The following is a 13714-nucleotide window of genomic DNA, read 5'->3' as shown; positions in this document are numbered from 1 at the left end:
ATGTCCGAATCCGCATTACCGCACGGAACCGGCGCCGGGTCGGCCGCCGTCTCGCACCGGCGCGTCCTCGCGCTCGCGTTTCCGATCGTTCTTGCGAACCTGACCCAGCCGATCCTCGGCGCGGTCGACACGGCCGTCGCCGGCCACCTCGAAGGCGCGCAGTATCTCGGCGGCGTCGCGCTCGGCGGGCTGTTCTTCAACTTCGTGTTCTGGGGCTTCGGCTTCCTGCGCATGGGCACGACCGGCCTCGTCGCGCAGGCGCACGGCGCCGGCGACGCCGCCGGCATCCGTCTGAACGTGCTGCGCGCGCTGATCGTCGCGTTCGCGCTCGGCGCCACGGTGCTCGCGCTGCAGGTGCCGCTGTTGTCGTTCGCGCTGACCGCGCTGGGCGGCAGCGAGGCCGTCCGCGCAACCGCGCTGGCCTACGGCCACGCGCGGATCTGGAGCGCACCATTCGCACTCGCGAACTACGTCGTGCTCGGCTACCTGCTCGGCGTGCAGCGCGTGCGGCTCGCGCTCGTCGCGCAGGTCTTCATCAATACTGTGAACATCGGTGCCGTGCTGCTGTACGTGTACGGTTTCGGCTGGGGCATTGCCGGGATCGGTGCGGCGACCGCGACCGCCGACGCGTGCGGCTTCGCGCTCGGCGCGTGGATGTTGTGGCGGCTGCGGCCGCGCGGCCTCGCGCCGCTCGCCGCGCGCGCACTGGCGGACCGTGCGGCGCTCAAGCGGCTGATCGCGCTGAATCGCGACATCTTCCTGCGCACGCTGTGCCTGCTCGGCGCGTTCGGCTGGTTTGCGCATCTCGGCGCCAAACAAGGCGACGCGATACTCGCGGCCAACGCATTGCTGCTGAATTTCCAGACCTTCATGGCGTACGGGCTCGACGGCTTCGCACATGCGGCCGAAGCGCTCGTCGGTGCCGCAGCCGGCGTACGCGACCGCGTCGCATTCCGGCAGGCCGTGCGCGTCACGTTGCTGTGGTCCGCGCTCGGTGCACTGCTGTTCGCATTCGTCTATTGGGCAGCCGGCGGCTGGATCGTCGCGCAGCTGACCGATCAGGCGGCGATCCGCGCGGTCGCGCTGCAATACCTGCCGTGGGCGGCGATCTCGCCGATCGTGTCCGTGTGGGGGTTTCTGCTCGACGGCGTGTTCATCGGCGCGACGCAGACGCAATCGCTGATGCGCGCGATGGTCGCGTCGTTCGCGATCTTCATTGCCGCGACGCTGGCGGCCGTCGGCCCGTTCGGCAATCACGGGCTGTGGTTCGCGCTGCTGCTGTTCATGGTCGCGCGCGGCGCAACGCTCGCGCGCTACCTGCCGGCGCTGACGCGGCGGATCGGCGCCGACGCAACCGCGGCCAGCGCCTGACGGCCGCACGGGCCGGGCGTTATTGCACCGGGGTAGGCGCGGGTGCCGACGACGACGGATTGCCAAGCATCGAGGGTGGCGTCATGTCGGTCGGCACGCCGTGGTAATCGGCGGGATCCTGCGGCGGGTGGCCGCGACGGGTCTGGCGGGGGTCGCTGCCACAGCCGGCAAGAATGGACGCGGCCAGCATGAAACGGGTCATCGGGAAGGCTCCGGAAAACGGCGCGCCCATCGCGCGCCAGAACCGCGCCGAGTCTAGCCGAATTCCGGGTTAGGGGTCGTCCCGCGCATGTTCTACTATGGAGCCATGGCGCTGTGCCGTTGAAAGGAGGCTGCCATGTCGTCTGAAGAAATCGCTGGCCTAATCGGCCTGTTCATCGGCCTGATGGTGCTCGTCGCCCTGTCCTACTTCGAATCGCGCGAATACAAGCGCAGCCACGGCGGCGAAGGGATGATCCATCACTGGATGGCCGAACACCATCTACTCGACTGGCGGCGCAAGCACTAGGCACGCTCCGCCCTGTCGCCCGGGCCGCAGCACGCGCGGCCCGCCCGCGAACGTGTCGTTGCGGCACGGCGGTGGCCGCGTGTCGTTGAAATTAACAGGGCCGGATACATTCGCACCATCCGAACGGTCGAACACCCGTCGCGTAGCAGACTGCGACGCGACGGGTGTTCGCATGCGTGCGCGCCGTAACCGGCGCCACGATTCGCTTTGCTCAGCCCAGGAAGTGGCGGGCGTAGCGAGCGTTGATGTCCGACAGGCGGAACAAGGTCAGGAAATCCGCGCAGTTGAAGTCGGGATCCCAGGCCGGCGCGCCGCAAATCTTCGCGCCGAGGCGCAGGTAGCCCTTGATCAGCGGCGGCGGCGCGACCACGGTGCCCGTCTGCAACTCGTCGACCGGCAGCGCCGTATGCGGGAACGCGCGGTATTCCGGCGCCGTCAGCGAGTGGGCCGGCAGCGATTGATACAGGTTCGCCGCATAGTGACCGCCGTCGGCCATCGACACGCTCGCGCAGCCGAGCATCGTCTCGTAGCCGTTCTGCATCATGTACGCGCCGAGGCCGCCCCACAGCGCCATGATCACGGCGCCGCTGCGGTAGTCGCTGTGCACGCACGAGCGGCCGACCTCGACCATCTTGCCGCGCAGGTGCGTGAGGCGCGACAGATCGAATTCGCCTTCCGCGTACAGGCGGCCGACACGCGCGGCCTGGTGCGGCGGCAGCACGCGATACGTGCCGACCACCTTCAGCGTGTCGAGATCGCGCACCAGCAGATGGTCGCAATAGGCATCGAACGGATCGACATCGAGACCGGAGGGGCCGCTGACCTGCGCGCCCATCTCTTCGGCGAACACGGTGTAGCGCAGGCGCTGGGCCTCGCGCAACTCGTCTTCCGTGCGCGCCCAGGCGGCACGCAGACGGTACTCGGATGTGACGGTTTCAGCAGCGCGCGGCAGGTGACGCCGCGTCGTGTCTAGGGGAAGCGAGGCAAAAGGGAGCGTAGGCGTCGGCAGTTCTCGCATTAGGCTTTCCTGATCGTAAGGAATAGGACGACATGCCAGCCAATGTAGTAACCGGTCGTTACCGTTCTGTGGCACGACCGTGTCCTTTCAATGACGTGTCGCCGAATTGACTTTAGCAGAAAGCTTGCGAAACCGTATGATCAATGCCTTCAAACCCCTTCACACCAGGTCCGGCGTCAATAATGCGCGCAGCACGGCCTGACGGCTGCCGTCGCGCGTGCGGCTCGCGAGCCATACGATGCCGCCCTTCTTGACGCTCCAGCTATCATCGTTGCCGGCGATCAGCTGCGCGGCGACGCTGCCGATCGTCGGTTGGTGCCCGACGATCACGACCGTCGGCGCGATGCCGTCCGGCCAGCCGGCGGCCGCCAGCACGTCGTCGACGCTGCCGCCCGGCGCGAGCGCATCGATGGTCCGGTACTGGTCGGTCAGCGCCTCGACCGTCTGCACGGTACGCACCGCCGGGCTCGCGAGGATCACGCAGCTCGACTCGAGCCGGCTGCGCAGCCATTTGGCCATTGCCTGTGCTTCCTTGCGCCCGCGGGCCGTCAACTGGCGTGCGAGGTCGTTTGTCGCGTAGTCTTCGGCTTCGGCGTGGCGCCACAGGATCAGGTTCATCATGATGTCTCTCCATGCGTCGGCGAACGATCCGGTCGCACACGTGCGTGCCGGGCGATCATCATCCGCATTGTCGCCAATCATGAGCGATTCGTGATGATGTGGGTCGTATGCATAACGTGATTGACCCGCCCCCCATAAGGCGATAGAATCTTTGGCTCGTCGGAGCGTAGCGCAGCCTGGTAGCGCATCTGATTTGGGATCAGAGGGTCGTAGGTTCGAATCCTATCGCTCCGACCAAAGGAATCAAGGGGTTAGCTGATGCTAACCCCTTTTTCTTTGCCGTTTCGCCGGACTATTGTTACTATTTTGCTACCATCCAGTAGGGCGATTTCCGTAGAGGAACCGTGAAGATGGCCGACCGCCCCAATCCCCGTCCAGCATCCCCTGTTCGCTGCCCGCGCCGACTGGCGCGGCGGTACACAATATCCCGCCCCAGAAGTCAACGATCCATCAATTTGGGCTTGGGAACTGCTACTGCGCAGCGGCGAATATGCACACGACTACCGAGTTTGTAAGGACGTTTACCTCAACGTCCCGGCAACTCCGTATCCGATGGACCCGCTTACACACTATGTGAGCCGGACCCTCTCGATCCACACATGCTCTATCGTGATTACGCGAGACAGCATCGCAATCACTTTGTGTATCCCGTCAAGGATGCCGTCCGGCGAAAGTGGCAAATCAGCGACATGCCGAACCCGGGCAGCAGTGGGGCGGAACTGCTGGAGAAGCATCGAGATCGCGCGCCCCGCGCGGCACATTGGCCTGGCTGTTTGCCTGCAATACGGTCAACGTAATCAATTCCCCGGACCGATGGACGCAAAGAAGCCACTTGTTGGCATCAAAAGTCACCGGTGTCTGCGTCGAGAACGAAGTACTCGTGCCGAATTTCTCTACTTTTGAACCGGACTACTTCTTGGGTCAGGGTCAATAAAGACTGGGCCCGTTCCCAATAACAAACCACGTTCCATACAACAACCCGGCACGGCACCCGTGCCGGTGCACGATGGTTACATAGCCCCGTTCAGTATGCCGGTCGAGGCACACCCCGACATGCTCACTGCCAGCACCAGCAACGCAACCCAACTCATCATATTTCGGATCATCTCATTCTCCTTTGTTCAGACATCGATATACGACACCGACTGTGACGCTACAAGTTTCGGCGGCGGAGAGCACTGACAGATACAAAGATCGTCGCTCAACGCCGCCTCGCGCCCATCCGGCCCGGTGCTCGAAATCCGGGGACCGGTGCATTGAATCTTGCCGATGGATTTGCAGACGGGACACCAGACCGGATCAAGTTCGCGCGCCTGTTCACGGCCCCCGATCTGGTCGGTGCTATCCCCGGCCTGGACAACTCCACCAACCGTTGTCTTGTCGCCCTTCACGATGTCGTATCGCTTCATTCGGCCCTCCGCTCACACGGCACCTGGACGCAGCCGCAAACTGTTTAGCAACGTGTCCCACGTTTGCAGCGCCCCTGCTTCATCTACCGGCGATGTTGCCTCTTCCGGCTTCAAGTCGGGACTGCTCGCGCCAAGCAACATCTGAATTGCCGTATGTGGTTTCGCCAGCGTGCTTTCATCGCCCGGTGCAAGAAGATAAAAACGGTATGACGTAATATCGCCCTCCTTCAACTCGAACAACACTTCCTCTGCATCCATCCCCGCAACCGTGCGCTTGCCTTGTCGCAGGATTCGATAATGGCCGGGCAATCGATCCATCTGCGCGCGCAATTGCGGCAACGTCTTGGTCAACGGCTCTTTCAGATCCGTGTCCACTGCGTCACGCATCTTAATCACCAGCAACGCCGGTCGGCCCGGCATCAATGCGAATGACTGGCTAACTTCCTCAGTATAGGTCGATGAACCGGTGACGATTCCACCGTCGAAACAGAATCCCGATTCCGCAGGCACCGTCCAGTTATCGCGCGCCTTGATACGACGAATCGTATCATTATAAATATCTTCCACCCTACCAATTGCAGATGAACCAACTCCACCAGTCGTATGAAAAAGCGTGCCTTTATCATAGACAAATCCCTCGGTATTAAAAGGTAGCACAACCCCCTCAGTCGCAGCATCCTGGTACACGAACACCCTCGAATCCTTGACCGGAGAAAATGCCCTTTCAAGCCACGGATGACTCGTTTCTTTATTTTTATTTCCAGGGTCTATACGTCGCTTATTGCGTAACTCGCTCTCCCTCGTTTCAACCTTAGCTTGATAATTTGCAAGCGAAACATTGTACGTGGTCTGCAACTTCTCCCCACGAAACTCATATCGCTGATTCGAAATTTCGCTCATCACGGGCCGGTTGAACACGAAACGACCGATACACCACGGACGCGATTTGGAAAGCAAGGGATTAGTCATCGTCGGTTCCCCGGAAAACACAATCGAACAGGCGCACACGCCCGCCACAAACAACAGAAATTTCAGGAATCGTTTCAGCATGATGGCTCCTGCGCATCCTGCGCGATCTGCACGATGCTGTAGAGCAACGCCCATCGAGTCCACGGATGGTTAAAGCTCCCCTGGTGATCGTAGCCGCCCTGCACAAACGCCATCTGTACGCCTTGTGCCGGATCACCGTCTACTCCCGGTCTCAACCCACGTGCCTGCGCATCGGCCGACCACGCGGGCACCGTAGCATCACCAGCAATGATTCCGTTCTTATCCGGATCGGGGACAGTTGCCTCAGCGGGCAACTTCGCAACCTTCTGCACCTCAAAATCGATGGTTGCGTTGCGCGAATCCAAATACACCCGCACGTTCCCTCTATGCGAATCATCCGCACGCATGAACCGAGCGGCGCGCAATTCCTCCTCCGTAACGCCTGCCGGGATATTTCCCTTCCAAATCACTTTACCAAACGTTAGCAACTTTTCGAGCGGCAGACCTTTTTCGATGCCCGGCTTATCTTTGCCCCCACCTTCAGCTTCATCTTCATCTTCATCTTGCGATTTTTTATGCAACTCTCCAATTCCATTATATGCCGCGTATGTTCTCGCATGATAAAGGTTCGTTATTTTATTCTGCTTCGCAACAACATCCTTGATGGTTTCATAAAAATTGTCCAAAACCGTTTTCCCCTGCCCAATTTTATCGAGCCTCTTTTTCACGATTCCCGCCGGGTCTAACAAGGACGGATCAGGCACCAAGCCATACCATTTTGAATTCGTATAAATTTCTTTGTATGCATCGCCATTCTTGGGCAACTCCATGACCACCTCACTATTGAGTCGCGCGAACACCCACCATGGTTTGCCATTGATGTAATCCGGCATGGGTGTCAGTTCAAACGGCCCTGGTGCATTCGCCATCACCGCCACAAACTCGTCCGCATCACGACCAACCAGGCTGCCATTAATAAAGCTGTTCATCCCACCTTCATTACCGCCGCCGGTCCTGAACCGTTTGACAGCAACAGGCGCGCCAGTCGCCGGCTGCACGTTGTGAAACACTCCGTGCATCAAATCTTCCGCGCCATGCATTGCAATCGCCATCCGCGCGACCAGCCCCCCCATAGAGTGCGTCAAGATGATCGCCTTACCACTATGGTTCTCTGCAATGATTTCCTTGATTCCCATCAGGCGCGTTATTTTCTTCGTCTTCGGGTCTTGGTAATTGGATCCTTCAACCACCTGCTTTCCCGAGTCCGCGTTCGACTGCAACCAGTTGTAGCCGATTGCATACACGCGATACCGGAACTTCGAGAAATGCTCGAATTCCGCAGAATTCAGAGTAATCTTCCCGCCCTTCCCAAGCGCACCGTATTCGGCTGGATCGGTGTCGATCACGGGCTTGAGCGTCCATTTCTCGCCGTCGGGGTCTGGCGTGACCCACGGCCCGTGCGGTTCCCCCAAAAGCTTCGGCTGATTCAGCGTTTCTTCGAGCCACGCCAGCACCGGGTGATAACTCGTGCGGTGAATCGAGCCCCATCCGCGCCGTCTGGCTTCTTTTTCGTCGACGAACTGCTCAGGAACATCGTTCTTGCCATGCTTGCCGACATTGATCGGCCCGAGCGGCGTCACCGCCGCCCTAGTCGGATCGAACTGCCTTTCCCGCGTTGTTGCGCTCGTGAACCACAAGCCAAGCAGCGCCGGAAGCGCACCCAGGTTACCGAGCATGCCGTCCGTGTTTGGTGCAAAGAACAGTTCATTGCCATTTTCGTTATCCGTCAGCAATGATCCCATCACGCCCGGCAGAAAGATCACGGGAATAATGGGCCGTACGTCACACAACAGTTCCTTCTGCCGCGTATCGCTCGCCGGGGTAAGCGTAAACGTTCCATAGGACGAGCCGTCCGGAGCTGTACGTCCCGTCTGTCGCACGACCTCCTGCTCCGCATCGTCGCTGAATGGCGAGTCGCCCCCTTGATTACCTGCCTGATTGTCGCTCATAGAATTTTCTGGATCAGTTTCAATCGGTCACGAAGAGATCATTCCGAGCCGTTGCCCGAGCTCGCGGGCAGCTCCGGACGAAGCGCATGCAATTTCAGCGTCTCGATGTCCTCATTCTTTTGCTCTGCAACGTGACCCAGCTCATTCGTCATTCCCTTGATGCGAGTGCCGTCGCCCCGCACCAGTTCATAGGGGTGATTCTTCAACACCTCGCCAGAGATGCGATCTCGCAGCACATAGGGATCGTTGAATTTGGCCTGCGGCAGGTTATTCATGTGCTGCGCAATCGAACTCGGCCCCCGTCGGCTGAGCGACGCCGATTTGATCGTGCGCGGGCCTTGTGTACCATCCTCAATACCCGCTGCTACCCACCTTGTGTACGACCCGCCAGCCTTGATGATGATTTCATCGGCATCAAGCACAATGCGCTTGGCCTTTACAGTCACGTCTTTCCCCGCGTTGACGCTCACGTCATCCGTGTTGGCCGACAGCTTGATCGGCCCTTTCGCGGTCACGAAGTACGCACCGAGTTTCTGCGCGAAGAAGCTCACCTTTTCTGCAGCCGCCACGACGAACGACTTGCCAGTTGCAACGTACGTGTTCTCGTTACTGACAACGTTGACCTCTTTCTCGGCGACGATATGCGTCGAGCTGTCCGCGATCAGTGCGATGTCCTTCGGCGTCGATACCAAGATGTTCGGCTGCGCAAATCCGTTCGCGCTACCAGTACCACCGCCTGCCGTCACCCCACCTGACGTATCGCCCGATACCGGGTGCTGGATGTCCTTCGACAGCGCCTTGAGCGCATCCTGTCCGGTTTGCAGCGATTCCGCCTGAGCGGTCGTGCTTGCGCTGGACAACGACTCGACCAGCATTCCCGCCTGCTGCAACTGCGATCGCGCCTCGTCCACGCCCATCTGCTCGTCGTCGTAGGATTTCGAGTGCGCACTGATAGAGAGCCCCTTGCTGGCACGAACCGCACCGAACTCGTCAGCGTGCAAGATGAAGCCGGCACCCAAATACTGACCTCGTGTGTTGCCGTCTTGCTTGATCAGGTAGCCCTGTGTCAGGGCCGCATAGCTCTTGCCCGTGTAGCTGACCAGCCGCGTCCCGCTTTGATTCGTGGAATCGTCATGGACGAACGAGTTGTAGGCGCCTGTTTTGCCGAACCCTTCCGACTTAAACCCGGAAAGTAATGCGTTCGAATGCCATTGGGAAGGGGTCGTCCCGCCATTGATTCGCCCCAACACGAACGGCTTGTCACAGTCGCCGTTCCAGTAACCGACGATGACCCATTCCCGCGCCCTCGGAACATGAACCGCTCCATAACCGTTCCCGGTATCGGATTGAAGCGACGACAGCAACGGTGAGGAATTGAAGGCGTGCAGTGGATTCTTGCGATCCCATGCGAAATGCACCCTGATCTGGTTTCGGTCGTTGGTCCACGCTTCCGCGCCATCCGGGGTCACGACAAGCGCGTGTTCGATCGACATGACCGGCTTCGGATGATCCAACGGACTCCGGTATTCAACAGCCGTGGGCTGCGCTTCGACTTCGAGCACGAAAAATCCGGCCGAACCATCCGCCTCATGTCCAAGCGTCTTGAACCGCTCACGGTGAATCGCCTGTTGCTCGGCCAGCGTTGCACGAAGACTTTGCGGAAACTCGGCCGTCTGCTGACCAATCGGGACGTTGTTCTCGATGAACCAACGCGCCTCGACCACCAGAAACTCTCGCTTCTTCGCATCACCGTCTTCGTGGCGGGGATGTCCGTTCAACGCAAACCGCGAACCGGCATCGAGCCACCGCACGCCTCCGACGCCGAAATATCGGCTTGCTCGCGCATCCCATATCTCTACTCGCCGACGCGCTCGCACCTCGCCCGTGTCTGAGCTGGAATAGCCGTAAGCCGTCGATTCGTAGACCGTCATCGGCGCATTAGGAACGCTATGCTCAGCTTTCTGGCGGCGCTCCTCCGTGACATAGCTCGTCGCGGCGAGCCCGCTCTCGACCTGAAAATCGGAAGTGGGCCGCTTGTAGTCAAACGCGCGTGACATGTAACGCGTGCTCTGCATCGTCTGCACTGCAGCCCAATGGGCGAAACCGTCGGATTCGTTGCTATCGTTGGCCCGAATAAATTCGACCGACTTCGCGTCGGGAAGTGTCGAGACGCGGTCAACGATTACGAGCGTCGTCGTGGGGGCGTCACCTTCGCCAACGTTTTCGTGAGTCCAGTAGAAATACCAGCCCTCGGCTTCAGCCAGGCGGTTCACGAAGTGAAGATCGGATTCGCTTTGCCTGCACCACGAGCGCTTGACAGGATCGGACGACAGCGCGAAACGGTACTGTCCGCGCAGTTGCGGATATCGATCAAACACGTCGGAAATGATCTCGCGGGCGTCTTTCTCGAGCCAGCCTTCTTCGTTGTGGGTTTTCTCAAGGAAGACCAACGCCGATGAAAACTCGAGCTGGTACGTCGAAAGGCCACCGTTTCCGCCCAAATAGGCGACCCGATGCACGAAGCCGTGGACTGGGCGATAAACGGGAACAGCAAAGGGAGCCGTGACTTGCTGAATCTGCAACGTAACGGGCTGGTGCATCAGCGACAGCAGTGCAGTATCGTCGCGTGTCGACGCAACGTCGATCGTGTACGAATAGTCACGCCCGATTCTGGCCGATCCGCGCGCACGTAGCGGCACCAACGCATTCTTGCCGAGCGGCGTATCCAGCATCAACAGTCGCCCCTGCTGCAAAACGCCCTTGCTTATCGCCTCACGGAGGTCGCGCAACTTCAGGTCCCCGAGTGCGGACGGTCTGATATCCATTTTCGTTATCTCTCTCAGGTTCGACCGTCAAAACAGTGGCACAAAGACGGTCAGCCATTGCGACAGCAAGTCGCTCGCGCGATTTTATCTAAAATCTGACAAATATAGTTTGGCTTGACAAAAATTGGCGCCAGATCACCTATTAGGGACTCGCATTCCGGCACAATAGGCGACAGCAAGTCGTTGGTCAGAAATTTGACAAGCCGTGCTTAAGCGTCGGAGATGACGTGGGAAGGAATCATCAATTGATCGTCGCGGAGGGTGAGCACCCTCTGGACCGCGATCATGCCATCGGCCGCGGTCGAAAATTTACCTTCAGCTTTGCCGCGAACGGCGCAATCGTGAAGCGCCGCTTCAGCGACACGGAAAACATCCAGGTCACTTCGCCCCTCTGTCGCTTCGTGAACGAAGGATGCGCAGTAGACCGCGTTGAACAGTTACGCGACGATCAACGCATTGCCACTGCCGATTGCGAGCGAATGGTAGGCCATGTGATGTTCGACCGATTTGCGGCGAGCAACTGACGCCGGAATAGATAACAGCATCTCCTTCGTCATCGGTCGCCGATTGCTTCAATGGCCGCCGTTTAGTCGCGGGGAGTAGAAAACGCGTTGTCGCGAGGCAGCAACTGCGGGCATCGCGCTTGCGACCCTTTTTCGTTTTGTCCGCCGCCTGCTTCCTTCCATCGATCGCCGCTCCGTCCGCACCCCGCGCACGAAACTTGCTGGAACACGCGATAATGTCCGCGACCAACCTGCAACCGCGCATGAAAAACCACGTTTTCAAGACCACCCTGCTCGGCGCGCTGCTCGCACTCGGCGCGTCGGGCGCCGTGTCGGCCAAATCGCTCGACGACGCGCTCGACTGCCATTCGAATGGCCACAAGTTCGTCGCGCCGCTGCTCGCGGCCGGAGACATCCAGTCGGAGCCGATGCACGTCGAAGCGAATTCGGTGAACGCGTTCCGCACGAATCACCCGCTGACTGCCTACGGCTTCGGTGTCTATGTCGTGCTCGGCTACCAGGCGAACGACCCGATCTTCCAGCCGGGCGACGGCACGCCGATCGGTAACTGGGCGTACGGCGTCGTGGTACGCGGCACAAAGAACGCGGTCGAGCAGGCCGTGCGCAAGGCCGGCAGCGACGCGACCGTCAAGCAGGCATTCCCGTTCCTGACCGCGATCGTGTGCTCGGACTGAGCGTGTCGTAAAGAAAATTGCGCGGCGCGAGCGCGCCGCGTCGGTATCGTCTCCGGGGTCGTCTCGTTACGCGCCCGTATAAACCACGCGATACGGAATGCCGACCTTCTCCCACTCGGCCGCTTCCTGGCTGAGACTATAGTCGGTCAGCGGATTCTGCTCGACCCATGCGCTCGGCAGGCGCACTTCATACCCGCCCTTCTTCATCTGCGACACGGAAATGTCCGGCAGCCCGGCATCGGTCCGGCGCCGGCACAGCAGCGCGGCGAGTCGCAGACAGAACAGCAGCGGCCATTCGACGTCGCGCGCCTGCGACAGCTTGCCGAGCTTGCCTGCATGCCCGAGCACGAGCGCGGCGAGGCGCGCCTGGTCGGTACGCGAAAAACCCGGCATGTCGGCGTTGCTCGCGATATAGGCCGAATGCTTGTGATACGAGCTGTGCGAGATCGACAAGCCGATCTCGTGCAACGCGGCGGCCCAGCCGAGGAACATCCGGCCTTCCTCGCGTTCTTCGTCGTCGGACACGTCGAGTTCGTCGTAGAACCGCACGGCCAGTGCACCAATGCGCTCGGCCTGCGCGCGATCGACACCGTAGCGGCGCGTGAAGCCTTCGACGGTCACCGCGCGCATGTCCTCGTGCTGGGTCCGCCCGAGCAGGTCGTACAGCACGCCAAGACGCAGCGCGCCGTCGGTGGTATCGACATAGTCGACACCCAGTTCCTCGAACACCGCGAGCATGATCGCGAGGCCGCCGGCGAGCACCGGCACGCGGTCGGGTTTCAGCGCGATCAGCTTCAACCGGTTCACGTTTTCCGACTTGATCAGCGCGCGCTTCAGGCGTTCGAGCCCGCCGCGCGAAATGCCGTGCGTGATGCCCGGGTCGTTGAAGCCGTTCGCCTCGACGAGTTCCGCGAGCGCACGCGCGGTGCCGGACGAACCGATCGCCTGGTCCCATCCGGCCTTCTTGTACTCGCTCGAAATGATCTGGATCTCGCGCTTGGCCGCGAGTTCGGCCTGCCGCATCGTGTATTCGTCGACGTTGCCGGCCGGGAAGAACGCACGGCTATGGCTCACGCAGCCGATGTAGAGACTCTCCATCACGATCGGCGTGTAGTGCGAGCCGATGATGAATTCGGTCGAGCCGCCGCCGATGTCGACGACGAGCCGCTTGCCGGCGCTCGCCGGCACCGAATGCGCGGCACCCGCATAGATCAGGCGCGCCTCTTCGCGGCCCGCGATCACTTCGATCGGAAAACCGAGCGCCGCTTCGGCCTCGCCGAGGAATTCGCCCGCATTCTTCGCGACACGCAGCGTGTTGGTCGCCACCGCGCGCACATGATCGGGATGGAAATCGCGCAGGCGCTCGCCGAACCGCTTGAGCGCCTCCCAGCCACGCTCCTGCGACGCGCGATCGAGCATCTTGTCGCTCGACAGGCCCGCGGCCAGTCGAACGGGCTCGCGCAGCGCATCGACGGGATAGATCTGACTGCCCGCCGGCGTTTCCTCGACGCGCCCGACAATCAGCCGGAAGCTGTTCGAGCCGAGATCGACGGCAGCCAGCAAGTGGGGGGATGTAACCATCAGAAGGGAGCTCCGTGCGCGTTCGCCCGCGGCAGCCGCTGCGGCCATGCTGGACGATCATTCAAAGGCGACATTTTAAGCGTGGAACGCTTGCCGTTGCCACGCTTCACGGGCATGTACACGGGTAGATTGTATATGGCCGAAACATTTATGAGACAAAACGGTCACGGCGTAGAATTTCCCG

At 60.6% G+C, this 13714-nt stretch carries 12 protein-coding genes and 1 tRNA gene; 5 read left to right on the top strand and 8 right to left on the bottom strand.

Going from position 1 to position 13714, the window contains the following annotated elements; all coding sequences use genetic code 11:
* Entirely contained in the window at positions 1 to 1371 is a 1371-nt protein-coding gene (locus tag AC1Z3W_RS24925; RefSeq protein WP_175826060.1) for an MATE family efflux transporter, read from the top strand.
* A gap of 19 nt (positions 1372 to 1390) precedes the next feature.
* Here the strand turns inward: AC1Z3W_RS24925 and AC1Z3W_RS24920 are convergent, their stop codons facing one another.
* A complete protein-coding gene (locus AC1Z3W_RS24920) occupies positions 1391 to 1573 on the bottom strand; it encodes a hypothetical protein (protein WP_483508620.1) in 183 nt (60 codons plus the stop codon).
* Between the two features lie 135 nt (positions 1574 to 1708).
* Here AC1Z3W_RS24920 and AC1Z3W_RS24915 point away from each other — a divergent pair, with 135 nt between their 5' ends.
* A complete protein-coding gene (locus AC1Z3W_RS24915) occupies positions 1709 to 1879 on the top strand; it encodes a hypothetical protein (RefSeq protein ID WP_162840567.1) in 171 nt (56 codons plus the stop codon).
* Positions 1880 to 2090: 211 nt separating this feature from the next.
* Here AC1Z3W_RS24915 and AC1Z3W_RS24910 read toward each other — a convergent pair whose 3' ends face one another.
* Both AC1Z3W_RS24910 and sixA read right to left on the bottom strand, forming a co-directional pair.
* Positions 2091 to 2897 (bottom strand): GNAT family N-acetyltransferase, encoded by an 807-nt coding sequence (locus AC1Z3W_RS24910; protein WP_057927915.1) that lies wholly within the window; start codon positions 2895 to 2897, stop codon positions 2091 to 2093.
* Positions 2898 to 3056: 159 nt separating this feature from the next.
* Positions 3057 to 3518, bottom strand: a complete 462-nt coding sequence (sixA, locus tag AC1Z3W_RS24905) for a phosphohistidine phosphatase SixA (RefSeq protein WP_483508619.1) — start codon at positions 3516 to 3518, stop codon at positions 3057 to 3059.
* A gap of 160 nt (positions 3519 to 3678) precedes the next feature.
* Between sixA and AC1Z3W_RS24900 the strand changes: the two genes are divergently transcribed.
* Positions 3679 to 3755: transfer RNA gene (locus AC1Z3W_RS24900), tRNA-Pro, on the top strand.
* A gap of 884 nt (positions 3756 to 4639) precedes the next feature.
* Here AC1Z3W_RS24900 and AC1Z3W_RS24895 read toward each other — a convergent pair.
* From AC1Z3W_RS24895 to AC1Z3W_RS24880, 4 genes are read right to left on the bottom strand one after another with little or no spacing between them, the layout of a single operon-like run.
* On the bottom strand, positions 4640 to 4927 hold the full coding sequence (locus tag AC1Z3W_RS24895; protein ID WP_483508618.1) for a PAAR domain-containing protein: 288 nt from the start codon (positions 4925 to 4927) through the stop codon (positions 4640 to 4642).
* A gap of 12 nt (positions 4928 to 4939) precedes the next feature.
* A complete protein-coding gene (locus tag AC1Z3W_RS24890; RefSeq protein ID WP_348982585.1) occupies positions 4940 to 5977 on the bottom strand; it encodes a T6SS immunity protein Tli4 family protein in 1038 nt (345 codons plus the stop codon).
* Complete coding sequence (locus tag AC1Z3W_RS24885) at positions 5971 to 7926, bottom strand: esterase/lipase family protein (RefSeq protein WP_483508617.1); 1956 nt, start codon at positions 7924 to 7926, stop codon at positions 5971 to 5973. Before AC1Z3W_RS24885 ends, AC1Z3W_RS24890 begins: the two co-directional genes overlap by 7 nt.
* Positions 7927 to 7964: 38 nt before the next feature.
* The gene (locus AC1Z3W_RS24880; RefSeq protein WP_483508616.1) at positions 7965 to 10751 is read right to left on the bottom strand and encodes a type VI secretion system Vgr family protein; all 2787 of its coding nucleotides are present in this window, start codon (positions 10749 to 10751) and stop codon (positions 7965 to 7967) included.
* 227 nt (positions 10752 to 10978) lie between these two features.
* On the opposite strand from AC1Z3W_RS24880, the gene AC1Z3W_RS24875 reads away from it, so the two are divergent.
* Both AC1Z3W_RS24875 and AC1Z3W_RS24870 read left to right on the top strand, forming a co-directional pair.
* Positions 10979 to 11275, top strand: coding sequence for a hypothetical protein (locus AC1Z3W_RS24875; RefSeq protein WP_124833262.1), 297 nt, complete (start codon positions 10979 to 10981; stop codon positions 11273 to 11275).
* A gap of 242 nt (positions 11276 to 11517) precedes the next feature.
* A complete protein-coding gene (locus AC1Z3W_RS24870; RefSeq protein ID WP_057927928.1) occupies positions 11518 to 11949 on the top strand; it encodes a hypothetical protein in 432 nt (143 codons plus the stop codon).
* A 66-nt stretch (positions 11950 to 12015) separates the two neighbouring features.
* Here the strand turns inward: AC1Z3W_RS24870 and ppx are convergent, their stop codons facing one another.
* Positions 12016 to 13530 carry an exopolyphosphatase gene (ppx, locus tag AC1Z3W_RS24865; RefSeq protein ID WP_057927927.1) on the bottom strand — a complete coding sequence of 505 codons (1515 nt, stop codon included), beginning with the start codon at positions 13528 to 13530 and terminating at the stop codon, positions 12016 to 12018.
* Positions 13531 to 13714: the final 184 nt, after the last annotated feature.

Source organism: Burkholderia sp. 10_S31, from assembly GCF_056930375.1.
The sequence above is the reverse complement of the archived record's forward strand: the minus strand, read 5'-3'. Positions and strand labels throughout refer to the sequence as shown.

Coding starts and splice junctions, on each gene's coding strand:
- AC1Z3W_RS24925 (WP_175826060.1), top strand. CDS start 1: ATGTCCGAATCCGCATTACCGCACGGAACCGGCGCCGGGTCGGCCGCC.
- AC1Z3W_RS24920 (WP_483508620.1), bottom strand. CDS start 1,573: ATGACCCGTTTCATGCTGGCCGCGTCCATTCTTGCCGGCTGTGGCAGC.
- AC1Z3W_RS24915 (WP_162840567.1), top strand. CDS start 1,709: ATGTCGTCTGAAGAAATCGCTGGCCTAATCGGCCTGTTCATCGGCCTG.
- AC1Z3W_RS24910 (WP_057927915.1), bottom strand. CDS start 2,897: ATGCGAGAACTGCCGACGCCTACGCTCCCTTTTGCCTCGCTTCCCCTA.
- sixA (WP_483508619.1), bottom strand. CDS start 3,518: ATGATGAACCTGATCCTGTGGCGCCACGCCGAAGCCGAAGACTACGCG.
- AC1Z3W_RS24895 (WP_483508618.1), bottom strand. CDS start 4,927: ATGAAGCGATACGACATCGTGAAGGGCGACAAGACAACGGTTGGTGGA.
- AC1Z3W_RS24890 (WP_348982585.1), bottom strand. CDS start 5,977: ATGCTGAAACGATTCCTGAAATTTCTGTTGTTTGTGGCGGGCGTGTGC.
- AC1Z3W_RS24885 (WP_483508617.1), bottom strand. CDS start 7,926: ATGAGCGACAATCAGGCAGGTAATCAAGGGGGCGACTCGCCATTCAGC.
- AC1Z3W_RS24880 (WP_483508616.1), bottom strand. CDS start 10,751: ATGGATATCAGACCGTCCGCACTCGGGGACCTGAAGTTGCGCGACCTC.
- AC1Z3W_RS24870 (WP_057927928.1), top strand. CDS start 11,518: ATGAAAAACCACGTTTTCAAGACCACCCTGCTCGGCGCGCTGCTCGCA.
- ppx (WP_057927927.1), bottom strand. CDS start 13,530: ATGGTTACATCCCCCCACTTGCTGGCTGCCGTCGATCTCGGCTCGAAC.